The organism is Neptuniibacter sp. QD57_21 (assembly GCF_047778075.1).
Classification (GTDB): domain Bacteria; phylum Pseudomonadota; class Gammaproteobacteria; order Pseudomonadales; family Balneatricaceae; genus Neptuniibacter.
In genome coordinates, this window is the sequence record NZ_CP180549.1 from 2,070,205 (window position 1) to 2,091,616 (window position 21,412).

Genomic DNA, 21,412 nt, shown 5'->3' on the forward strand with positions numbered 1-21,412 from the left:
TTATGACTACACCTACTTTTCTTAAAGACGCTAAAGAACTGTTAACCGAACAGGGTTTTGCCACTAGTAACACTTGGTACCATGGCACATCTTCCGCGCTGGTCGAATCAATCAAAGATCAGGGGTTAAATCGTTCTGGCGACAAGGCGCTTAAACAAGCTGCTAAACAAACAATGGCTACAATCGGTAATAGCTATACCGAAACCATCGAGCCTGTATTCCTAACACAAAGCAAAGAGTTAGCTTACTTTTGGGCTGAACAAACTGTTAGAAACCGCTCAGTACGTATTGAAGGCGACGAAGAACCTGTCGTTTTTGAAGTGACGCTTTCAGATGATCTAAACAGCCGAGTAAAAACTGATGTAGGCGCAGCGAGTCTATTAATGGTGAAAGAAGGCGAAGCTTATTTGGCTCATTTAGCCAGCATCTATGAAGAATGCGGCCTAGAAGCACCAGAAATTGATCTAAAAAGCGCTGATCGAATGGATTACCTAAACAAACTAGGCATGGCTTATTACGATTACGACATCGATAAAGATTGTGTGAATTTGCTAAGCGAGTGATCCCATCACCCTAGCCTCACACATATAAAAAGGACGCGATTGCGTCCTTTTTATTGCCTGATATAAAACTATTGTGTTTCGCCGTCCTGCAGCTCACAGCTCTGCTCTAAGACCTTCACCCTTTTCAAAGCTTCATCTAAATTCATTTGATCAAGCACAGCCTGAACCCCCTGTTGGCTTGTCTCTTTATTCAACTCTACAACTTGGTACATCTGAAACAGGTTGAAACCTAATGAGCACACGAAAACAATCGCAAGCAGTATAGCTGCGTCCAAATGCAGCGGTACTTTTCGTTTAAGGTCCAATATATTTTCCTTGATAAGCTGGAAGTTAGATACGAAATATACCAATTTTTTAGACAATCAAACAAACTAAACCGCTGCTATTTAGACGGTTTTTGACGATGGTAACAACAACCTCAAATGGCTCGGTTATTTTTTGCCCCTCACATGCCACTAGGTGTTAATAACGGCAACTATCTACCCACCCACCGCAGCTTTGGTCATTTTTCAACCAGCCAACCTACTGATTATAAATCGTTTAAACATTCTGGCATTAGGTTTGCTGTGCATTGAATATTAGAAAATAACCTCGGAGCCGGTCATGCACGCTGTTACACATACACCAAAGCGCCTAAACGCACTAGAACAGATCCCTGTTCATGAGCAGATTAAAAAGCATATGAAGGCACTCGAAGAGGCTCCGAGCATTTCCAGCATCGATCAATTTTACTTAGACATGTTGGAACAATTCCTGCCAGCCAATCAGAAAGCGCGCTATCTTAAGCTACTCAAAAAAGAGATCGTCGCTGTCTTTAGAATCGACCAGATTATGGCTGCAGTGCTATATAGCGATTCCACTATTGAGTCCTTTTCACATCAAGTAACCGAGCATATTAACTCGTTAAACGCCGGCCCATTATCCGTCAGCCGTATTAGTTACATATTGCACAAAGCGCTTTCTGATCGAGTTTCTGTCGATTATTTTTGTAAAGACAACCCTACTTATTATGATCTAAAACTGGGCTACCTATACACTGAAGAAGATTTACAGGCGGGCTTTACTGCAGACGAAACCTCTACAGAAGAACTCATGTGTGACTGGTTACAGAGTTATCAGCAGTGGATGCACGACTATCTATATTTCAACCTTGCACAGATAACCAAAGAAACCGATAGATTACCGCCTAAAACACTGTCTCTACTGCAGAACTATAGCGCCGAAGAGAAAGAGCAATTACAAGCATTGCTTTAGCAGATACATAAACACTTTCTTGTCAGTTGATGGTCTGTGCTATAGATTGAGCTTTTCTCACCTTCAAGAGCCCAGCCTTTATGGAATATGTACTACCGCTTTTAATATTGGCCATCGTTTTATTTCTCTACACTAGTCGCCAAAATAATTTAAAACTCGCAGAAGCCAACAAGAAAGCTGGCGAAGAATTTTTAGCTGAAAACACAAACGATCCGGACGTCACCCAGACAAGTTCTGGTTTACAGTTTAAGGTTATCGAAAAGGCTGATGGAACATCCAAGCCCAGTGCCACATCCACAGTTAAAGTTCATTATCATGGCACATTGATAGACGGCACAGTGTTTGATAGCTCGGTCGATCGTGGAGAGCCTATTGAATTTGGTTTAAATCAAGTCATTAAAGGCTGGACAGAAGGCTTACAATTGATGGCAACGGGCGACAAATACCGTTTCTACATCCCATCAAATCTAGCTTACGGAAATGGATCTGCTGGCGTTATTACACCAGGGTCAGTGCTTATATTTGATGTTGAACTGTTAGATTTTAAGAACTAAACAATCTCTGACAGAATGCTAAATTGAGGCAAGATATAAAGTAAACAGGAAGCCAATTGGCTTCCTGTTATGTATAAACGATTAAATATCGCTAACATCAAATTCAGCTACAGGGCTGACATCTGCTTCGTAATCTACGGAGTCGATGCCAAAACCAAATAGTTTCAAGAACTCATCTTTATACAGCTGGTAATCTGTAAGATCGAATAGGTTCTCAGACGTTACTTGAGGCCAGATTTCACGGCACGCATTCTGAACTTCTTCTTTAAGCTCCCAGTCATCCATACGGAAACGGTTAGTATCGTCCATTTCTGCTGTATCACCGTATAGACCTGTATCGAATAAACGCTGAACCTGCTCCATGCAACCTTCGTGTAGGTTCTGTTCACGCATTACCTTAAAGCACATTGCCAAATATAGAGGCATAACTGGGATTGCAGAACTTGCCTGAGTTACAACAGATTTCAAAACACCAATGTTCGCTTGACCGCCTGTTGCGTTGAGCTTGCTATCGATTACTTTAGCAGCACGATCAAGATCCTGCTTAGCTTTACCTAATGCACCATCCCAGTAGATTGGCCAAGTAATATCTGAACCGATGTAAGAGTACGCTACAGATTTACAGCCATCAGCTAGTACGCCTGCTTCAGAAAGCGCGTCCATCCATAGCTCCCAATCTTCACCGCCCATTACCGTTACAGTAGCTGCGATCTCTTCTTCAGTAGCCGGCTCAACCTCAGCATTGATGATGACATCTTTATTAGTGTCAATCGCTGTGGATTTGTACGGCTCACCAATAGGTTTAAGGCAAGAACGGATAACTTCACCAGAATCTGGCATTTTACGAACAGGAGAAGCTAGAGAGTAAACAACTAGATCAACCTGCTTCATCTCTTCCTTAATTAGCGCAATCGTTTTCTCTTTGGCTTCGTGAGAGAAAGCATCGCCATTCAAGCTTTTAGAGTAAAGACCAGCCGCCTTAGCTTCTGAATCAAATGCTGCAGAGTTATACCAGCCTGCAGTACCTGTTTTACGCTCAGTACCTGGCTTTTCGAAAAACACACCAATTGTCGCTGCGCCCGAACCAAATGCTGCTGCGATACGGGAAGATAAACCGTAGCCACTGGATGCACCAATTACTAGAACACGCTTAGGGCCATTTTCAATAGCGCCCTTCTTCTGAGTGTATTCGATTTGCTCACGCACATTAGCTGCACAGCCAGTTGGGTGAGTAGTAGTACAAATAAAACCGCGAATTTTTGGTTTGATAATCATGGCTAAACGGGTCTCAAATCCATTAGAAAAATTTGGTCTGTAAGATACAGCAATTCATTGCAAGTTGACAGTTTCATGCGGCATCCCTAATTCACAGGCCAAATATACCCAGATAATTAATTCTTACGAATTGTTACTAACTGATTTTATAAATAGGCAGAGGCGGTTTCTTTTGGTTATGATGCGCAGATTGCATATTCTATTTAAAGGAACATCCCCATGCAGGAACTACACGGTTACTACCTAGAAGATTTAGAAGTAGGTATGAGCGATAGCTTTGCCAAAACCATTACTGATGCAGACGTGTGCATGTTTGCGGGTATTTCCGGTGATACTAACCCAGTTCACATAAATGATGATTACGCTAAAACAACACCATTTGAAAAGCGTATTGTCCACGGCATGTTCAGTGCTGCGCTAATCTCTACTGTTGCAGGCACTAAGCTTCCAGGGCCGGGCGCTATTTATGTTGATCAACAGATTAAGTTCCGCGCGCCTGTATTTATTGGTGACACAGCGAAAGCTACACTAACAGTTGAAGAGATTGATACACGTCGCCGACGCGTAAAGTGCAAAACAGACGTAACTGTGGGCGATAAAGTTGTTGCTACAGGTACAGCAACCTTTATGGTAGATAAGAAAGAAGCTTAATTTCCTCTTTCTATGCGCTAGCTTTATCTAAGCTAGCGCCTCCTACCCCACATTTATCATCCCTTCCTAATTTTCATGATCCTTATCAATAGAATTGATTAAATTCTAGACTTTAGTCGATTGCGATCCTTCTACCCATGAGTAGAATGTGCCAGCAAAAAAATAACAACAAAAATGGACTACCATGAAGAAGATTTTAATTAGCGCCTGCATGCTAGGTGATCGCGTACGCTATGATGGCGGCCATCACTTAATTGACCACCCAACATTGCAGCGTTGGCACAAGGAAGGCCGCTTTGTCCCTATCTGCCCTGAAGTCGCTGGTGGCTTAAGCACACCGCGCCCACCAGCAGAAACTCAGTGCAAATTCCCTATTCTGATCACCACACAAGATGGCAACGACGTTACGCCTGAGTTTTTATCAGGTGCTGAAAGAACCTTAGAAATTGCCAAACGCGAAGGTGTCGCTTGCGCGCTTATGAAGGCTAAAAGCCCTTCTTGCGGCAACAAACGTATCTATGACGGTAATTTTTCCGGCAACCTCGTTGAAGGCTCAGGTGTAGCCGCAGCTGAATTAATGCGTAACGGCATCCCTGTATTCAGTGAAAAAGAACTGCCTGAACTCTTTGCTTTTATCGAAGATTCTGAAAGGATGACGGCCTGAAACGAATTAGTTAAGAGGCCTATTGATGGAGCAAGAGATTCAAAACGAGCTAGAAACCATTACTCGTTTAACAAATATGGTCATAGATTTTTTCGTCAATTACAGTTTTCAGGTAATTGGCGCAATCATCATCTTTTTGATCGGCCTGATTGTCGCTCGATCAATAGGCAAGTTCGCTCTTAAGCTATGCGAAAAGAATAGCGTTGATGTTACCCTGAGCTTATTTATAGCCAGTACCGTAAAGCTGCTAATCGTAGCGATGGTATTGGTGATTTGTTTAGGTAAATTTGGTATCAGCGTTGCGCCTTTTGTGGCAGCAATCGGTGCCGTATCTCTAAGCGCTGGACTAGCTCTACAAGGCGTGTTCTCCAATTATGGTGCAGGTTTCACCATTATCTTGACCCGCCCTTTTGTCGTCGGTAATACAATTACGATTAACGATATTTCTGGTGTCGTAACAGAGATTAAGCTCGCACATACCCTACTGGCCACAGAAGACGGCGAGATCATTACAATTCCAAACAAGCACATCGTCGGCGAAGTGATCACCAATTCATTCGCTAATAAAGTTGTCGAAGCCTCTGTAGGTATTAGCTACAGTGCAGATCCAGAAGTTGCGATTCAAATAATCAAACGATCTTTAGCCCAGTTTGATGAACTCTCCCAAGAATCACCGCCACAAGTTGGCATCGAAGCCTTTGCCGATTCTTCTATAAATATTGCTTATCGTTATTGGGTGCCAACGGACCGCTATTTTGAAGTGCAATATCAAGTGAATTTAGCTGTATTTAAAGCACTTCAAACCGCTGATATAGAAATCCCATTCCCTCAACGGGAAGTTACATTGAAAAATGCAGCTGCTGAGTAGTTTTTTCCTTGGCAGCACCACTGCAGCCACCTACAATGTGGCGATTTGAAACGAATTTAAAATTGATTGAGTAAAAGTATGCGCACTAGCCAGTATCTCATATCCACCGTTAAGGAAACGCCATCCGATGCAGAAGTCATCAGCCACCAGTTGATGCTTCGAGCAGGCCTTATTCGTAAAGTTGCTTCAGGTCTTTATAACTGGTTGCCGCTTGGCCTTCGCACGCTTCGCAAAGTTGAGCGTATCGTTCGTGAAGAGATGGACAAATCCGGTGCGATGGAAGTTCTAATGCCAGCAATTCAGCCTGCTGAGCTTTGGGAAGAGTCTGGCCGTTGGGAGCTTTACGGTCCTGAGCTACTGCGCGTTAATGATCGTCACAACCGTGAATTCTGTGTAGGCCCTACGCACGAAGAGGTAATCACTGACCTTATCCGTCGTGAGATCAAAAGCTACAAGCAGCTTCCTGCAAACTTTTACCAGATCCAAACGAAATTCCGTGACGAAATTCGCCCTCGCTTTGGCGTAATGCGCTCCCGTGAATTTATCATGAAAGACGCATACTCTTTCCACGTAGGTCAGGAATCTCTTCAACAGACTTACGATGTAATGCACCAAACTTACACCAACATCTTTAACCGCCTAGGCTTGGATTTCCGTCCTGTACTTGCGGACACAGGTTCAATCGGTGGTGCTACTTCTCACGAGTTCCACGTACTTGCTGACTCTGGTGAAGATGACATCGCATTCTCTAATGTTAGCGATTACGCAGCAAACGTAGAATTAGCTGAAGCACTATCTCCTGAAGGCGATCTAGCAGCGCCATCTGTTGAGATGACGACAGTAGATACGCCAAATGCGAAAACAATTGATGAATTGGTTGAACAGTTTGATCAACCAATTGAGAAAACAGTTAAAACGTTGATCGTTGCAGCATCTGAAGAGTGCGAAGCAGATTTTGTTGCTCTGTTGGTTCGTGGTGATCACGAGTTAAACGAGATCAAGGCAGAGAAACTTGCACAAGTTGCTGAACCTCTAGAATTTGCTACAGAAGAACAGATCCGTGATCTAATCGGTGCTGGCCCAGGCTCTCTTGGCCCTGTTGGCTTAAACATCCCAGTGATTGTTGACCGTACGGTTGCTAAAACATCTGACTTCAGTGCTGGCGCTAACATCGACGGCAAGCATCTATTTGGTATCAACTGGAATCGCGATGTTGATCTACCAGAAGTCGCAGATCTTCGTAACGTTGTTGAAGGTGATCCGAGCCCATGTGGTGAAGGTACACTTGTCATCAAACGTGGTATCGAAGTAGGTCACATTTTCCAGCTTGGTCAGAAATACTCAAAAGCCCTAAGCGCTGAAGTTTTGGATCAAAATGGTAAGTCTGTAGTAATGGATATGGGCTGTTATGGTATCGGTGTTACCCGTGTCATTGCAGCTGCGATTGAGCAGAACCACGATGACGGCGGTATTATCTGGCCAGAAGCGATCGCTCCATTCCACGTTGCACTAATTCCGCTTCAATACGATAAGTCTGATGAAGTACGCGAACTAACTGACAAGCTTTACAATGAACTAAAGCAGGCAGGTTACGATGTAATCATGGATGACCGTGATAAGAAGACCAGCCCTGGCGTTAAGTTTGCTGATTCTGATCTTATGGGTATCCCACACCGCGTGGTTATCTCTCCTCGTGGTATCGAAGCAGGCACTTTAGAATACAAAGGCCGTCGTGACGACGAGAAACAAGACGTTGCAGTAGATGGCGTGTTACCACTACTAGCTGAGCGTATCAATCTGTAAGATTATTTTTCAGATCATTGCTCCATAAAAAAACGGGCTTAGCGCCCGTTTTTTCTTCTATCAATCCTCTTCTTGAGGATATAACCGTCTAAAATCATCAATATTCGAGCCTGTCTGTTGTAAACGCCATACCAACTCAAACTCTGTGATCTCACCCTCACGATACAAAGCATGAAGTTCAGCATAGGCATTCGCCAAGAACAACGCTATTGATTCAGGCCGCTTAAGATCATTTTCTGTTGCCATTTGGAAGTCAGTAATTGGCTGACACCAATGCTCTGGCAGTTCCCATACTTCACACGCACGTCTTGTTAGCGCATGAGAAAAATCACTTAAAAGATGACTAAAAACCTCAGGGTGCGGTTCTTGCTTTTCAACAGCATGTATTTCAATCAATTTTTTAAAAATGATCAATTTACCAACATCGTGTATCAAACCAACAAAATACGCTAAACTGGGATTTCCTCCCAGATTTTCACAAATCTTTTTGGCATTATTGGCAACCTCTGAAGAGTGATCCCACAAAGCCTTACCGAAGGTCTCAAAATAAAAACTATCAATTTGGAACTTGTCAGCAACCAAAGAAGATAACACTACATCCCTTAAACGCTGCTGACCTAGCATACTTAATGCGTGCTCTAAATCTTGAATCACAACACCTGATCCGACAAATGCGGGAGAATTAGCGATAGAGATCACTTTCCCAGCTAAGGCAGGGTCTTCTTTAATAGCAGAAACAATTTTCGATTGAGGAGTATCCGGGTTAACCAGATCATTCATCAGCAATAAAGCATTTTTCGATAATTTGGGAATTGATTCTTCACTCAACCCCACCATCTCTTCATCTAATGAGGCCCTTAGGATACGCTCCTGTTGGTGCGATTCTTCAGTACCTAATGATCTTACACCTAAAAGATTACTAATAAATGAAAGCGTTAATTCACGGGAATGTTCCATTACCTTTGGAGCATCATCAGTTACAGCGCAAGCGTTATCTTCAGAACCGTCAACCATTGATGACTGCGGCTGATTGACTTCTTCTGATCTTTCATCATTTGAAAAGCCAAAAATTGATTTGAATTTGGCAAACATACCTACTCCAAGACAAAAACATATCACTAGCAGTGTAGTCGATTAACGCACTTCGAAGGTTTGAGGCGCATCAATGTTATCAACTCTATCACTAATAACTTCAGCGACGTTTGCCAGCTCAGGTCCTTGGCTCAGCCAAGCTTCCAATTGAAGCACAGCCTGCTCTTCACCCGTTGCCATAAGCTCGACACGTCCATCATTTAAGTTTCTCACCCAACCTTGAACGCCTAAAGAGATGGCTTTCTCTTTCGTTGATTGTCTAAACCAAACACCTTGGACCCGACCGCTGACAAATGCATGAATAGATAAATCTGCCACTTTATAAAACCTAAAAATTTAACCGTTTATTTGTTTTGTAGTGCTAATACTGTTTTCATCTTTGTCAGAAAACAATGATTCTAAAGTCAGAGAAAACGCCTGCTGTTCCTGTTCCGAGGTCTTAACTAGCTTTTCGTTAAGCACTCTCTCCCACTCCACTAAGCTGGTAGTAGTTACCGGTATAGGTGTAGGCCAAGGAAGTAGTTGGTTAAGTTGATATAACGTTAAATTACCTAAATCACGGCTTAATAGGTATTCACCTTGGTCACTACGCTTAACAATACCTCCCTCCAACAGAATCTTTAGATAGCTATCCCAACGCCCCTGATCCAAAGCATCCACCTCTTGTAGAAGCTTGTGATCCGAGATTGATTTCCCCTGCTGTTGAGCCTTCCATAAACGGTGTAATACCGCCACAACCGAATATAGGTGCGGAAGATCGTTAGTCCGCTCATTTGGCCGATAAACTGTAATACAGCGCGTTAGCTCAGCGCCCATCAATATGATGACCCAACTGATAAAGATCCAAAGCAGAAACAGAGGCACGGCTGCGAAAGCACCGTAGATCAGTTCATAAGATGGGAACTGGGTAACAAACGCAGTAAAGCCTCTTTTCGCTGTTTCAAATAACAGTGCTACGCCGACACCACCTAATAGCGCGCTTTTAAAGGGCACAGGACAGTTAGGTACAGCGACATACATCAAAGTAAAAGCGGTAGCCGACAAGATCGTTGGTAATGCTGACAATAAGCGCGCACGCCCCACCGCCTCTGTCGCCTCACTGATAAACGGCAAACTTGCGATATAAGAAGTTAAAACTAAGCCTAAACCGATCAAAATTGGCCCGAGGCTCAAAATAGCCCAATAAAGCAGAAAGCTAGATAGTCCTTTACGAGGCTCATTAACTCGCCAGATACGGTTAAATGCAGCCTCTATATTTTTCATCATCATAATCGATGTGATGGCCAGCAGCGCGATACCTACTGCGGTTAATTTACGTGCTTGAGAAGAGAAATCGTTGAGGTAATCCTGTACTACGGCGCCGGTGGCAGGCACGAAATTATCAAACACCCAACCTTGTAGTTCCTGCCCTACTCCCTGAAAAGAGGGAACTGCCGCCAACATCGCGTAAGACACAGTCATCAATGGGACTACAGCAAACAGCGTGGTATAAGTTAATGCCGCAGCATTAAGAATCCCTTGGTTCTGCAGAAACTGTCGAAATAGATAACGAATAAACAGTGTAACGCGGTGATTTAACAGCGAAGCCATTTCCATCCTCATAATAATAAGCTAAGCACTAGCCTAAAATGCAGTTCCTTCATGAAATCTGCAACACAGGCGTATACAATATCGCATAATCCAACACAATGAACGGATCATTTCACCTTGATCCCTTAGTACGGTATAGCACAATGAGTGAAGTAACTATCTATCACAACCCGCGTTGTTCTAAGTCTCGCCAGACTCTAGCACTATTAGAAGAGAACGGTGTAGAGCCACAAGTTCGTAAATATCTTGATGAAGCACCTTCTGCTGATGAGCTGAAAGTAGTGCTAAGCCAGTTAGGTATTTCTGCTCGCGATCTACTTCGCAAAAAAGAAGCTGAATTCAAAGAAAACGGCTTAGATGATATGTCTCTTTCTGAAGATCAGATCATTGAGATCATGACCAATGTGCCAAAACTAATCGAACGCCCTATCGTTATCAAAGGCGATCAAGCACGAATCGGTCGTCCACCAGAGTCTGTTCTGGAAATCATCTAATATGAGCGCTCCCTACGTCCTCGTTCTGTACTACAGCCGCCACGGTGCCACGCAATCGATGGCTAAACATATTGCCCGTGGTGTAGAACAGTCCGGTATTGAAGCTCGCCTTCGCACAGTACCTGAAGTTTCAACGGTTGCTGAAGCAACAGAACCTTCAATTCCTGATCAAGGCGCGCTTTACTGCTCCGAACAGGATTTAGCCAACTGTGTAGGTTTAGCGCTAGGGAGCCCGACTCGTTTTGGAAATATGGCATCGCCATTAAAGTACTTTATCGATAGCACTAGCAGCTTATGGATGTCAGGAGCGCTGATTGATAAACCTGCTGCTGTGTTTAGCTCCAGTTCTAGTTTACATGGTGGCCAAGAAACTACTTTGCTTACCATGATGATGCCTTTACTACATCACGGCATGGTCATTGCCGGCTTACCCTATTCCGAATCTGAGTTATTAAAAACTAAAAGCGGCGGCACTCCTTATGGGCCGACACATGTAGCGGGGCCAGACAATAGCAATGAGCTAGACCCAATCGAAAAGAATTTATGTATTGCCCAAGGTAAGCGCTTGGGTGAACTGGCCCGCCGATTAGCAAACAACGTTTAATTTTAAACACCTAGTAAAACCACGAGAGTACAAGCAGTTGAAAGCATATATTCCTGATGATCACGATTATCAAAGCAAAGCTAAATTAGGGCGTATCCTTTGTGTAGGAAGCTACCTAGGTTTGCTTGGTTGGTTTACGCTTTGGCACCTTTTCCTTATTCCTGTTCCAACCGGAAAACCTTGGGTTATTTGGCTTATCCATATGGCTCCACTGCTAGCATTTGCAGGGGTGATTATTAAAGGTAATCCTCGTGGGCACGCATGGCTTTGCTTCGTACTTCTACTGCTGTTTATGCAGGCGGTATTAGCTGCGACTAATCCAAATACGGCTGTCTATGGCATTGGCTATTCCTTACTTGTAGGTACGCTTTTCACCAGCGCCATGATGTACACACGCTGGCGTGCGCGCTATAACAAACAGCTGGCTCACTGGGCTGAACAGGCTGCAGATAAAGATGAAGCATCTAAGGATAGCTAAGCCGAAGCATGCGAGATCCTAAGACTTTATTACAGGGCATAAGAAAGCAGTTTCCCATTTTAGATCAAACAGTTAATGGAAACTCTTTAATCTATTTAGACAATGCTGCTACAACTCAAAAGCCGCAATGTGTCATAGATTCTGTCTCAGATTATTATCAGCAGAGCAACGCTAATGTTCACCGCGCAAGTCATGCGCTCAGCGCGGATGCGACACTGCTTTTTGAGTCTGCTCGCAGCACCGTTGCTCGCTATCTAAATGCCCGTAGTGAAAAAGAGATCATCTGGACACGGGGTACAACAGAGGGGATCAACCTAGTTGCCAACAGCTGGGGACAGCAGTTAAAAGCTGGCGACGAGATCATCTTAAGTACACTGGAACATCACGCTAATATCGTTCCTTGGCAGATGCTTGCTCAGAGAAAGGGTGTTGCTCTCAAAATCATTCCACTCTTAGACAATGGCGAATTAGATCTAGAGCAATTTGCAAAATTACTTTCCAATAAAACACGCTTAGTCGCGGTCACTCATGCATCTAATGCATTGGGCACGATTAACCCTGTGAAGCGCATTGTAGAGTTAACTCATCAGGCTGGCGCGCTGGTACTTATCGACGGTGCCCAAGCTCTGCCTCATCTTAAAGTAGACCTTCAAGATCTCGATGCTGATTTTTACCTGTTTTCGGGGCATAAAATTTTCGCTCCAACAGGTATTGGCGTTCTCTACGGCAAGGAAGAACTTTTATCTGCTATGCCTCCTTGGCAAGGCGGTGGCGAGATGATCAAACACGTGAGTTTTGATCAAACGACTTATAACGATCTGCCTTTCAAGTTTGAAGCAGGCACACCGAATATCAGTGCCACGATCGGTTTAGCAACCGCGCTGAACTGGTTATCTGGTTTTGATCGATCATTGCTGGAACAACACGAACAACATTTGCTTAAAACAGCTATCGATGGCTGCTCTCAAATCAAAGGGTTTAATCGTATTGGTTCAGCATCTGAATGTGTCAGTTTGGTATCTTTCACACTGACCGACCAACATCAGCAAGATATTGGTTTGCTGTTAGATCAACAAGGTATTGCTGTCCGTACAGGGCATCATTGCGCAATGCCTCTAATGCAAAGACTGGGATTACCGGGTACGACTCGAGCATCTTTCGCTTTTTATAATACTGAAGCGGAAGTAAACCATTTCATTCAGACACTGGATTCGATTACTCGCCCTACGGCTGTGGCTGTTGAATCAAACTCATCGCCAGAATCGTTGATCGATAAGCTTAAAGGTATCTCAGGCTGGAATGCTCGTTACAGAGAGATAATGCTGCTTGGGAAATCTGCTAAAGGCCTTCCCCAACAGTTAAAAACAGACGAACACCTCGTTAAAGGCTGTGAAAGTAATACTTGGCTGGTCATTAATAAAGAGCACAACGGTACGTTAACCTTTGCTACTGACTCAGATGCCCGTATTATTCGTGGATTACTGGTATTGGTTGAAACCGCTTTCAACCATAAAACAGCGGATCAGATCTGTGCTTTTGATGTCGACGGTTTGTTTAAGCAACTAGAACTTGATCGCCATCTAAGCCCATCACGTGGTAACGGACTGCGTGCTGTCATCGACAAAATTTATCAGTTTGCCCAACAAGCAAACTAAGACAACTGAATTCCTTTTGGAGCGACAATGAGCAACTTTACTGACGTTTCTTACCTAAACACTGTATTTGGTAATGAACAAGGCAACCTTGAGAACCCAAATTGGGAAAAAGCTGGCAAGCAATTACACCTAATCAAAGAAGAGCTAGCTGAATTAGTTGAAGGACTCGAAAACAAAGATACCTCTGAAATTCGTGATGCTGTAGCAGATATCCTTGTTGTGACTTACGGTATGGCCCACATCATGGGTATTGATGCCGACAAAGATATGGCTGCTGTTCAAGCAAGCAACCTATCTAAGCTGTGCAAGACACAAGACGAAGTTGACCAAACATTGGCTTTTTACCAAAATGAAAAGCAACTGGATGTATACGTAGGCGGTGAACTACCTGAAGCTTACATCAAATCCTCCAAGGATCAGGAAGGCAGCGACGGTAAATTCTACCCGGCTCACAAATTCCTAAAATCTATCAACTGGCATGAACCTAAACTGGACTAATTATGCCTACATACGATTATCGCATTGAAGCGACAGGTGATGTGGTTGAAGTGAAGCACACTATGGCTCTAACCCCTAAGACTTGGGGTGAGCTATGTATTCTCGCTAATCTAGACCCACAAGAGATCCCTGAAGACTCGGAAGTTACAAAACTTTTATCAACCGCAGGGGTTGTAAAAAGTTCGACGCTCAAAAACCCTGAAGCTCCTCCATGCATGAGTGGTGGCGGCTGTCCAAGTGGTGGCTGCGGTTTTTGACAGCCATAGTAAGGTGAGTGATAGTAGATAATACGAGTCACTCACTTTTTCAAAGGCTGGATGCCAAACTATGCTTTCAGGGCAAACACCAGAACGACAAACAATTCTGAATTGGGCCAAACAAGGCCATATTAAACCAGACGAAGTAGAGCGTGCTTTAGCGCTTACCCAAGCCTCCCCAAGCAACAATCAGTGGTTAGCTTTCACGGCAAAGCTACTTCTCTGGCTTAGCGCTGTAGCACTTGCTGCGGGCGTTATTTTCTTTTTTGCCTTCAATTGGCAATCTATTTCTAATTTAACCAAGTTTGCAACACTTCAAATCACTATTGTGCTTGCAGGCATAGTCTATTCACGATTAGACCATCACAGTATTTCGGGTATCAGCTGTATCACGCTGATTACTTTATTAACTGGAGCGCTACTGGCTCTTGTAGGTCAAATCTATCAAACCGGTGCCGATCCTTGGCAGCTTTTTGCTATCTGGGCAGTATTCACTCTTCCCTGGGCAATTATTCATCGCGCAAGCACGATCTGGGTAATCTTTATTACCTTGGTCAATCTCGCGCTCTATCTCTATTCCGAAACCTTCCGTGGACTATTTGGCTTCTTGCTTAGAACTGAAGATCTGACCAGTATCTTTTTAGCCATCAATACCGCGTTTATTGTGATTTTGGAGTTCGGATACAGATTTAAGCAGTGTCTTATTAAGAATCGCTTTGCTATTCAAATTACCCTCTTCTTCCCAGGGTCACTGGCAACTTGGTTAGCAATGTGGTCCATCTTTGATTTTGATGATTTTCATTGGGGCGGACTCTTCTATCTGATCTGGATCTCTCTCGCTTTCTACTACTATCGCCACTGCCAACTCGATCTATTTGTTCTCTCCGGTGTAGCCACCAGCCTTATTATCACTGCAAGCTCCTTGCTGATTAAAACCTTTGGTGATGCATTCGATGGCGGTGCATTTTTGGTTATCAGTTTGGCAATTATCGGCATGTCCACGGCAGCAGGAATTTGGCTAAAGAATCTATACCAAGCTCAAAAACAGCAAAGGAGTGCTCAAGATGACTAATTCAGATCAAGCACTTTGGCAGAAACTACAAACCGAAGGGATAGTCACTGCGGATCAACCAGAAGAGCACCCGAGCCAATCAGCATGGTTTATCCATCTGATGCAAGGCTTCTCTGGTTGGTTAGCAGCTTTGTTTATGCTTGGCTTTGTAGGTAGCATATTCGGATGGTTGTTCCGTTATGATAACCATATTCTTCTGATGGTCGCTGGACTCGGATGTTCCATTGGCGCCTATACCATCTATCGTCACAGTGGCGAGTCCCCTTTCTACAATCAATTAGCTTTAGCTATCAGTATTTGCGGCCAATTTATGTTTGGCTGGGGTTTATTTGAATTTCTGGGAGATAATGAAGTTACGGTTTTTCTGGCGCTAGCGATCTACCAAGCGGTCCTAGCCCTTGTAATGCCGAGTTTCCTTCATAGAGTCATCTCGAGTTGGTTTGCCATGATCGCTCTATTCTGGGGTTTAAACCGCCAAGGTATACATGGGCTAGATAGTGCTGTAGCCGCCCTCGCTTTTACATTGATCTGGTGTAAAGAACAGCAATGGCTAAAGTGGCATAAGTTTCTGATTCCTATCAGCTACGGTATGGCTATCTCGCTATTACAGTTTAGTGGTCATTCGCTGTTACAAAATGAACTCTCATTTCTCTACAAAATCAGTGATGTCGGCTTTCTGCAACTTAATGGCCCTCTGATTGGATCGATTGCACAAATAGCCACTTTCGCATTTCTACTAGCTTATATATTCAAAGAGCAACAAGTCACAAAAGACAGTAAAAACATTGCTGGCTATTTAGCCCTAATTATTATCATGGCGGTAACCTCATTTACGATTGCCGGTTTACCTGCTGCACTCTTGTTACTGTTAGTCGGCTTTCATAGACAGCAACGGGCCCTGCTCGGCTTGGGTCTAGTTGCATTAATTAGTTTTGTATCTTGGTATTACTACAACCTTCAGGAAACCTTACTAGTTAAATCAATCTATTTAGTGGGTTTAGGCACGGTTGCGTTAGTCAGTTATTTTCTGCTGAGCAAGATCTATCTTCCAGATGAGAAAATGGGTCTTAGTCATGCTGCCCATATGAACCGAGCTAAATGGAGCGCATTAATCACTGCCTTCCTCTTGCTAATAGCGGTAAATATTAATATCTACCAAAAAGAGACCTTATTGGCTGAAGGCAAAACCGTTTTATTAGAGCTTGCGCCTGTAGATCCTCGGTCCTTAATGCAAGGTGACTACATGCGACTTAGATTCCAAATCACCAATGAAGCATTTAACCGCTCACTTAACGACGTCCCTGCTGATGGCTTTCTTTTAGTTGAACTTGATGAAAATCATAAGGCTAGTTTTTTGCAGCTTTTAACCCGTTCAGAAAAGGATAAAGAACTCGCATCGAACCAAGCTATTCTTCAATACCGTATTCGCAATAGCCGAGTACAATTTGCAACCAATGCTTTTTTCTTTCAAGAAGGTACAGCGGAAAGATATGAAGCGGCCAAATACGGCATGTTCAAAACAGATGATAGTGGTGAGCTACTTTTGTATGCCTTAGTTGATGAATCACTCGATGTCATAGGCACTAATAGCCCGTAATTTTTTCACTAAATTAGGTACTTTATTTGAAAAAACAGGAAGCTATCAGGGTTAAACTAAGACTTAGGCTTTCAGGGATTGAAAATTTACCCTAGACTTACTAAAGGAAACTACGGGGAAGGATTATGAACACCAAAATTAATCTACTTGTCGCGAGTATTGCTTTAACTACAGGTATCGCAACGCCATTAACTGCCGTGGCCGAAGATAAGCAATATACGTGCTCCTACACACATGCCAGTTACACGGCCCCATTTATGAAAGCGCCTAAGACACGCAACTGCCCTGAAGGCCGCTGCAGCTATTCTGTTGTAATTAAAAATGGCTCTGCTGTTGTAAACGGTGTTGCTGGCTTTAGCGTTGAACAGTCTGATGAACAGATCAAGTTAAGTCGAACGGCTAAAGACCCAGTTATGGGCGGTATGGACACAACAAACTTGATCATTAATAAATCTGATATGAGCTTCCAGAGCGTTAAGACGACAACGCCTTCTGTTGTACTGACAACCCAAGGTAGCTGCTCCTAAAGCTCGAGCATTTAATCAAACTGACCTTAAGTAATAATCCGTAGTTGTAGCCGTTTATGAATCTTAATGACGTCCGTTTGTTTATTCAGGTTATTGAGCACAATGGATTTACCGCAGCCGCGGATAAATTAGGCATTCAAAAATCGACTATTAGCCGACGCATTACTCAACTAGAAGATGACTTAGGTTTAAGACTTTTACAACGTACGACTCGTAAGTTAAACCTCACAGCTGACGGCCAAAACTTCTACGAACGCTGCCTCCCCCTTTTTTCTGAACTAGAAGATATCGAGAATCACGTAACCTCCACCCAAGGTGAACCCAAGGGTAGGTTACGCATTACCATGCCGCCTGAAATTGGGATATTCATTATGAATGATCTCATCTCCAGTTTTATGGAGAAGTACCCGCTCATTCAGATCGATATAGAGCTCAGCCCTCGTGTCGTCGATCTTGTCCAAGAAGGTATCGACTTAGCACTGCGTGTAGGAAATTTAGATGACTCGAGCCTCGTAGGGCGTAAGATCGCCAATGCGTCTTCTAAGTTATATGCCAGCCAAGCCTATATAGATCGATTTGGTGAACCACTAACTCCAGACGATTTAAAAGAACATCAATGTATCGGCACTCATCTAAACTCCAATGAATGGGTCTTTGAAAACTGGAATGAAGGTAAAGCGGTTTCCATTAACTTCCGTTTACGTGCGAATAGCTTGAGCTTCAGCCTGGAGATGCTTAAACGTAATTTGGGGATTGCTCGCTTACCGAAAGCGTTCTGCATTGATGAACTTGAGTCAGGGGAGATAAAAGAAGTATTAGCCGATTATAAGGTGCCTACTGTAGGTATCCACGCGCTCTACCCTAGCCGTAAAAACCTAAATCCTAAGGTCCGTTTATTCCTAGACCATGTTGTTGAAAATCTAAAAGCCCATCCTTGGCTTAAATAGCTACTTAAGCAGCTGATTCCCACTCAGGCGGTTTACCATCAAACAGCGCTAGTAAAGTATCTATGCCTGCCATATCAATAGCATTTTTATGCGTAATCATAATTGTAGGTATCTGGCTAAACTGATCATCGAGCACCTCGAGATTTAGATCTTTTGCATACCTCGACTCTTCTGCCACCTTCCTAGGTACTAAGGTGAAACCCAAACCCACAGCCACACAACCCAAAATCCCTTCTTGAGTTCCCATATCTAACACCTCAGTGTCTAATCTGCCGTTATCACGTAGCCAATTTAGAGCCTTATCTCTGTACGCACAGCCTTGTCTGAACATGATTAACGAGTCTGGAACATCCACTCCTTTCGCAGTGGCCAAAACCAGCTCTTCCATTAACACCTGACGACAAACAAGATCCTTGTGCTGTACAGGCCCACCGACAAAGGCACAATCCAGCTTGTAATTAAGAACAGCTTCAATCAATTGACCACTGGTTTCTGTTTGCACTCTAGGTAACAGATTAGGGTGTTTTTTTCGTAGGGATTGGATCAGGCCAGGCATACGAACAGCGGCGAAAGATTCCATAGAACCAATCCTAATCTCCCCTGTCGCTTCTCCTACTTGTTTAACAGCAATACTGGCTTGATGTTCTAACTGTAGCAGTTGGTTAGCGTAATCCATCAAGGTATAACCGGTAGGCGTCAGCTCAAGTTTGCGCCCTTTACGATAAAACAGGGGCGAACCTATCTCTTCTTCCAACCTTTTGATTCGTGCGGTGACGTTAGATTGAACAGTATGTAGCTCTTTCGATGCCGCTTGAACGCCACCGAATTCAACCACGTATTTAAAGGTTTTGAGTGAGAGAAGTTCCATAAATTACCCTGCGCTTCCAATGCCTAGTTCATCAGAAGTGAACGACTTACATAAAATCGTCATTATATGAGAAATATAGAGCACAAGATATTGAGATAAACCCTAAATAGATTAACTGCCCAACTAGATAGCTTTATTCATCTTAAGCTTTGGATTTAGCTTTGGGTTTGGTCTTCCTTCTACGTGTTTTCTTATAAGCAGGTTTCGGCTGTTGTTTGATATGACGTAGCAGTTGCACATCCATGCTACTTGCTTTCTGAATCATCAAAGAGATCTCTTCAGTCAAAGGCTGCATAAATGTTTGATAATTTAATTTCTGCTCACTAATATCATTCAATGAAGCCTCCCAACGAGCAGTCATATCAGGCTTGCTCGCATTATCTGGTAAGCTATTTATGAGCGCTCTACCTGTATCAGTACTACGAATAGTTTTACCCTGACGCTGCAAGAAACCCCGTTTAAACAGTAATTCGATGATGCCTGCTCTAGTCGCTTCGGTGCCTAAACCATCAGTTTCCTTAAGCACCTTTTTAACATCGGTATCTTCAACAAATCGCGCAATACCTGTCATGGCTGCTAAAAGGGTGGCATCGGTAAAAGGTTTAGGTGGCTGAGTTTCTTTATCTACGACCTCACCTTGCTCACAGTAGAGAACCTGCCCCACAGTGAGATTAGGAAGTTGTACTTGATCGTCCTCGCCCTCTTTTTTACCAAACAGGACCTTCCAGCCGATATCGAATACTTGTTTAGCGGAAGCAGTAAACCTGCCGCCTTCAATCAACACCTCGACTCGTGTTTCTGAATAGCGATGATCTGGCATAAACTGGATCAGATACTGTCTTGCCACCAGCTCATACACTTGCTGCTCAGTTTTATTAAGACGAGAAAAGTCTACGGTTTTGCTGGTCGGAATAATTGCATGATGGGCTTCAACTTTGCGATCGTTCCAAGCCTTTCCTTTTTTGCTTAAGTCAATCTGGCTTTGATGCGGTTGAAACTGCGGGCAATGCTTAAAGACAGCTGAAGATACTTTAGCGCCCTCAGCAAAATGCCCTTGGGGTAAGTAGCGACAGTCTGAACGCGGATAAGTAATTAGCTTATGTTTTTCATACAAGCTTTGGCAGGTATCTAAAACTTGCTGAGCATTTAAAGCAAAACGTTTATTCGCATCAATTTGCAACGCAGATAAATTGTAAGGGAGTGGAGCCCCAGCCTTTTTAGGCTTTTTATCTACTGCAGTTACTTCGCCCGGTTTAGCTGTAATCCGCCCAGCAACGTTTTCCGCTAATGGTCTAGAGAGTACTCGCCCTTCTTCATCCTGCCATTTTTGACAAGCTTCACTCGGCTGCCATTTAGCTTTAAATCTCTCTTCGGTATCTGTCTTGAGATGAGCTAGGACTTCATAAAATGGTTTTGCTTTGAAGTCATCGATCGCCTGATCACGTCTTACCACCAATCCCAGTACCGGTGTCTGCACCCTTCCAACTGATAAAACCCCTTGATAGCCTGCTGATTGCCCTTGCAACGTATATGCACGAGTTAGATTAATACCGTAAAGCCAATCTGCTCGACTCCGTGCCAAAGCTGATACAGAAAGAGGAATAAATTCACGGTTATCTCTTAACTGCGCAATCGCTTTTTTCACAGCACTTGGGTTGAGGTCGCTGATCAGGCAGCGTTTCATGCTTTGGCGCTTATACTGGGGCAGTTTCAGAAAGTCGATTACTTCATCAACCAACAGCTGCCCCTCACGATCAGGATCTCCTGCATGAACAAGCTCTTCAGCCTCTTTACAGAGTTTTCTTAGTAACGCTATCTGCTTACGCGTTTTTGGCTTGGCCTGCATCTTCCATTCAGAAGGGACAATGGGAAGGTGCTGTAGGTTCCATTGTTTAAACCGCGGGTCATATTCACTCGGTTCAGCCAATTCCAAAAGATGACCGAAACACCAACTAACCACATCACCATTTGCGGCACGAATACAACCATCTTCTTTTTTTAATGGCTTAGGCAACACATCTGCAATGGCCCTACCTAAACTTGGCTTTTCGGCTATGAATAAACGCATACTCAAAGTACTGTATATAAAAACAGCTCAAGA

Annotated in this window: 24 protein-coding genes; 17 read left to right on the plus strand and 7 right to left on the minus strand. The window is 43.5% G+C overall.

Going from position 1 to position 21,412, the window contains the following annotated elements; genetic code table 11:
- Positions 1-2 precede the first annotated feature (2 nt).
- The gene (locus tag ACMXYS_RS09220; RefSeq protein WP_415896323.1) at positions 3-563 is read left to right on the plus strand and encodes a hypothetical protein; all 561 of its coding nucleotides are present in this window, start codon (positions 3-5) and stop codon (positions 561-563) included.
- Between the two features lie 68 nt (positions 564-631).
- Here the strand turns inward: ACMXYS_RS09220 and ACMXYS_RS09225 are convergent, their stop codons facing one another.
- Positions 632-868: a hypothetical protein gene (locus ACMXYS_RS09225; protein ID WP_415881428.1), complete on the minus strand. Its 237-nt coding sequence runs from the start codon at positions 866-868 to the stop codon at positions 632-634.
- Positions 869-1,166: 298 nt separating this feature from the next.
- Between ACMXYS_RS09225 and ACMXYS_RS09230 the strand changes: the two genes are divergently transcribed.
- Complete coding sequence (locus tag ACMXYS_RS09230) at positions 1,167-1,817, plus strand: hypothetical protein (RefSeq protein WP_415881429.1); 651 nt, start codon at positions 1,167-1,169, stop codon at positions 1,815-1,817.
- Between the two features lie 80 nt (positions 1,818-1,897).
- Positions 1,898-2,371 carry an FKBP-type peptidyl-prolyl cis-trans isomerase gene (locus tag ACMXYS_RS09235; protein ID WP_415881430.1) on the plus strand — a complete coding sequence of 158 codons (474 nt, stop codon included), beginning with the start codon at positions 1,898-1,900 and terminating at the stop codon, positions 2,369-2,371.
- 81 nt (positions 2,372-2,452) lie between these two features.
- Here the strand turns inward: ACMXYS_RS09235 and fabV are convergent, their stop codons facing one another.
- On the minus strand, positions 2,453-3,646 hold the full coding sequence (fabV, locus tag ACMXYS_RS09240) for an enoyl-ACP reductase FabV (RefSeq protein WP_415881431.1): 1,194 nt from the start codon (positions 3,644-3,646) through the stop codon (positions 2,453-2,455).
- Between the two features lie 219 nt (positions 3,647-3,865).
- Here fabV and ACMXYS_RS09245 point away from each other — a divergent pair, with 219 nt between their 5' ends.
- The 4 genes from ACMXYS_RS09245 (at position 3,866) to ACMXYS_RS09260 (ending at position 7,632) form a co-directional block, all read left to right on the plus strand.
- Entirely contained in the window at positions 3,866-4,297 is a 432-nt protein-coding gene (locus tag ACMXYS_RS09245; RefSeq protein WP_415881432.1) for a MaoC family dehydratase, read from the plus strand.
- Between the two features lie 184 nt (positions 4,298-4,481).
- Complete coding sequence (locus ACMXYS_RS09250; RefSeq protein ID WP_415881433.1) at positions 4,482-4,961, plus strand: DUF523 domain-containing protein; 480 nt, start codon at positions 4,482-4,484, stop codon at positions 4,959-4,961.
- A 25-nt stretch (positions 4,962-4,986) separates the two neighbouring features.
- Positions 4,987-5,829, plus strand: coding sequence for a mechanosensitive ion channel family protein (locus ACMXYS_RS09255; protein WP_415896324.1), 843 nt, complete (start codon positions 4,987-4,989; stop codon positions 5,827-5,829).
- A gap of 78 nt (positions 5,830-5,907) precedes the next feature.
- A complete protein-coding gene (locus ACMXYS_RS09260) occupies positions 5,908-7,632 on the plus strand; it encodes a proline--tRNA ligase (RefSeq protein WP_415896325.1) in 1,725 nt (574 codons plus the stop codon).
- A 60-nt stretch (positions 7,633-7,692) separates the two neighbouring features.
- On the opposite strand, the gene ACMXYS_RS09265 is transcribed toward ACMXYS_RS09260, so the two are convergent.
- From ACMXYS_RS09265 to ACMXYS_RS09275, 3 genes are read right to left on the minus strand one after another with little or no spacing between them, the layout of a single operon-like run.
- A complete protein-coding gene (locus tag ACMXYS_RS09265; protein WP_415896326.1) occupies positions 7,693-8,724 on the minus strand; it encodes an HDOD domain-containing protein in 1,032 nt (343 codons plus the stop codon).
- A gap of 42 nt (positions 8,725-8,766) precedes the next feature.
- The gene (locus ACMXYS_RS09270) at positions 8,767-9,042 is read right to left on the minus strand and encodes an acylphosphatase (RefSeq protein WP_415881437.1); all 276 of its coding nucleotides are present in this window, start codon (positions 9,040-9,042) and stop codon (positions 8,767-8,769) included.
- A gap of 18 nt (positions 9,043-9,060) precedes the next feature.
- Entirely contained in the window at positions 9,061-10,314 is a 1,254-nt protein-coding gene (locus ACMXYS_RS09275; protein WP_415881438.1) for a YihY family inner membrane protein, read from the minus strand.
- Between the two features lie 143 nt (positions 10,315-10,457).
- Between ACMXYS_RS09275 and arsC the strand changes: the two genes are divergently transcribed.
- The 10 genes from arsC to ACMXYS_RS09325 all read left to right on the plus strand — a co-directional run bounded on the left by arsC (position 10,458) and on the right by ACMXYS_RS09325 (position 18,443).
- Entirely contained in the window at positions 10,458-10,808 is a 351-nt protein-coding gene (gene arsC / locus ACMXYS_RS09280; protein WP_415881439.1) for an arsenate reductase (glutaredoxin), read from the plus strand.
- Between the two features lies 1 nt (position 10,809).
- A complete protein-coding gene (gene wrbA / locus ACMXYS_RS09285) occupies positions 10,810-11,412 on the plus strand; it encodes an NAD(P)H:quinone oxidoreductase (RefSeq protein WP_415896327.1) in 603 nt (200 codons plus the stop codon).
- A 37-nt stretch (positions 11,413-11,449) separates the two neighbouring features.
- Positions 11,450-11,890, plus strand: coding sequence for a DUF2069 domain-containing protein (locus ACMXYS_RS09290; protein ID WP_415881441.1), 441 nt, complete (start codon positions 11,450-11,452; stop codon positions 11,888-11,890).
- An 8-nt stretch (positions 11,891-11,898) separates the two neighbouring features.
- Positions 11,899-13,545, plus strand: coding sequence for a SufS family cysteine desulfurase (locus tag ACMXYS_RS09295; protein ID WP_415896328.1), 1,647 nt, complete (start codon positions 11,899-11,901; stop codon positions 13,543-13,545).
- A gap of 27 nt (positions 13,546-13,572) precedes the next feature.
- Positions 13,573-14,043 (plus strand): nucleoside triphosphate pyrophosphohydrolase family protein, encoded by a 471-nt coding sequence (locus tag ACMXYS_RS09300; RefSeq protein ID WP_415881443.1) that lies wholly within the window; start codon positions 13,573-13,575, stop codon positions 14,041-14,043.
- 2 nt (positions 14,044-14,045) lie between these two features.
- Complete coding sequence (locus ACMXYS_RS09305) at positions 14,046-14,300, plus strand: zinc ribbon domain-containing protein (RefSeq protein ID WP_415881444.1); 255 nt, start codon at positions 14,046-14,048, stop codon at positions 14,298-14,300.
- A 70-nt stretch (positions 14,301-14,370) separates the two neighbouring features.
- Positions 14,371-15,372 carry a DUF2157 domain-containing protein gene (locus tag ACMXYS_RS09310; RefSeq protein WP_415896329.1) on the plus strand — a complete coding sequence of 334 codons (1,002 nt, stop codon included), beginning with the start codon at positions 14,371-14,373 and terminating at the stop codon, positions 15,370-15,372.
- Positions 15,365-16,969: a GDYXXLXY domain-containing protein gene (locus ACMXYS_RS09315; RefSeq protein ID WP_415896330.1), complete on the plus strand. Its 1,605-nt coding sequence runs from the start codon at positions 15,365-15,367 to the stop codon at positions 16,967-16,969. Before ACMXYS_RS09310 ends, ACMXYS_RS09315 begins: the two co-directional genes overlap by 8 nt.
- Before the next feature lie 125 nt (positions 16,970-17,094).
- Entirely contained in the window at positions 17,095-17,496 is a 402-nt protein-coding gene (locus ACMXYS_RS09320; protein WP_415896331.1) for a hypothetical protein, read from the plus strand.
- A 56-nt stretch (positions 17,497-17,552) separates the two neighbouring features.
- A complete protein-coding gene (locus ACMXYS_RS09325) occupies positions 17,553-18,443 on the plus strand; it encodes a LysR substrate-binding domain-containing protein (RefSeq protein WP_415881448.1) in 891 nt (296 codons plus the stop codon).
- Between the two features lie 4 nt (positions 18,444-18,447).
- On the opposite strand, the gene ACMXYS_RS09330 is transcribed toward ACMXYS_RS09325, so the two are convergent.
- Complete coding sequence (locus ACMXYS_RS09330; protein ID WP_415896332.1) at positions 18,448-19,311, minus strand: LysR substrate-binding domain-containing protein; 864 nt, start codon at positions 19,309-19,311, stop codon at positions 18,448-18,450.
- A 142-nt stretch (positions 19,312-19,453) separates the two neighbouring features.
- A complete protein-coding gene (locus tag ACMXYS_RS09335) occupies positions 19,454-21,379 on the minus strand; it encodes a DNA topoisomerase III (RefSeq protein WP_415896333.1) in 1,926 nt (641 codons plus the stop codon).
- Positions 21,380-21,412 lie beyond the last annotated feature (33 nt).

Excerpts from the sequence above, each read along its gene's own strand:
- ACMXYS_RS09320 (WP_415896331.1), top strand. The coding sequence starts at position 17,095 with ATGAACACCAAAATTAATCTACTTGTCGCGAGTATTGCTTTAACTACA.
- arsC (WP_415881439.1), top strand. The coding sequence starts at position 10,458 with ATGAGTGAAGTAACTATCTATCACAACCCGCGTTGTTCTAAGTCTCGC.
- fabV (WP_415881431.1), bottom strand. The coding sequence starts at position 3,646 with ATGATTATCAAACCAAAAATTCGCGGTTTTATTTGTACTACTACTCAC.
- ACMXYS_RS09315 (WP_415896330.1), top strand. The coding sequence starts at position 15,365 with ATGACTAATTCAGATCAAGCACTTTGGCAGAAACTACAAACCGAAGGG.
- ACMXYS_RS09335 (WP_415896333.1), bottom strand. The coding sequence starts at position 21,379 with ATGCGTTTATTCATAGCCGAAAAGCCAAGTTTAGGTAGGGCCATTGCA.
- ACMXYS_RS09295 (WP_415896328.1), top strand. The coding sequence starts at position 11,899 with ATGCGAGATCCTAAGACTTTATTACAGGGCATAAGAAAGCAGTTTCCC.
- ACMXYS_RS09325 (WP_415881448.1), top strand. The coding sequence starts at position 17,553 with ATGAATCTTAATGACGTCCGTTTGTTTATTCAGGTTATTGAGCACAAT.
- ACMXYS_RS09245 (WP_415881432.1), top strand. The coding sequence starts at position 3,866 with ATGCAGGAACTACACGGTTACTACCTAGAAGATTTAGAAGTAGGTATG.
- ACMXYS_RS09235 (WP_415881430.1), top strand. The coding sequence starts at position 1,898 with ATGGAATATGTACTACCGCTTTTAATATTGGCCATCGTTTTATTTCTC.
- ACMXYS_RS09305 (WP_415881444.1), top strand. The coding sequence starts at position 14,046 with ATGCCTACATACGATTATCGCATTGAAGCGACAGGTGATGTGGTTGAA.
- ACMXYS_RS09220 (WP_415896323.1), top strand. The coding sequence starts at position 3 with ATGACTACACCTACTTTTCTTAAAGACGCTAAAGAACTGTTAACCGAA.
- ACMXYS_RS09255 (WP_415896324.1), top strand. The coding sequence starts at position 4,987 with ATGGAGCAAGAGATTCAAAACGAGCTAGAAACCATTACTCGTTTAACA.
- ACMXYS_RS09310 (WP_415896329.1), top strand. The coding sequence starts at position 14,371 with ATGCTTTCAGGGCAAACACCAGAACGACAAACAATTCTGAATTGGGCC.
- ACMXYS_RS09230 (WP_415881429.1), top strand. The coding sequence starts at position 1,167 with ATGCACGCTGTTACACATACACCAAAGCGCCTAAACGCACTAGAACAG.
- ACMXYS_RS09275 (WP_415881438.1), bottom strand. The coding sequence starts at position 10,314 with ATGGCTTCGCTGTTAAATCACCGCGTTACACTGTTTATTCGTTATCTA.
- ACMXYS_RS09265 (WP_415896326.1), bottom strand. The coding sequence starts at position 8,724 with ATGTTTGCCAAATTCAAATCAATTTTTGGCTTTTCAAATGATGAAAGA.
- ACMXYS_RS09300 (WP_415881443.1), top strand. The coding sequence starts at position 13,573 with ATGAGCAACTTTACTGACGTTTCTTACCTAAACACTGTATTTGGTAAT.
- ACMXYS_RS09250 (WP_415881433.1), top strand. The coding sequence starts at position 4,482 with ATGAAGAAGATTTTAATTAGCGCCTGCATGCTAGGTGATCGCGTACGC.
- ACMXYS_RS09330 (WP_415896332.1), bottom strand. The coding sequence starts at position 19,311 with ATGGAACTTCTCTCACTCAAAACCTTTAAATACGTGGTTGAATTCGGT.
- wrbA (WP_415896327.1), top strand. The coding sequence starts at position 10,810 with ATGAGCGCTCCCTACGTCCTCGTTCTGTACTACAGCCGCCACGGTGCC.
- ACMXYS_RS09260 (WP_415896325.1), top strand. The coding sequence starts at position 5,908 with ATGCGCACTAGCCAGTATCTCATATCCACCGTTAAGGAAACGCCATCC.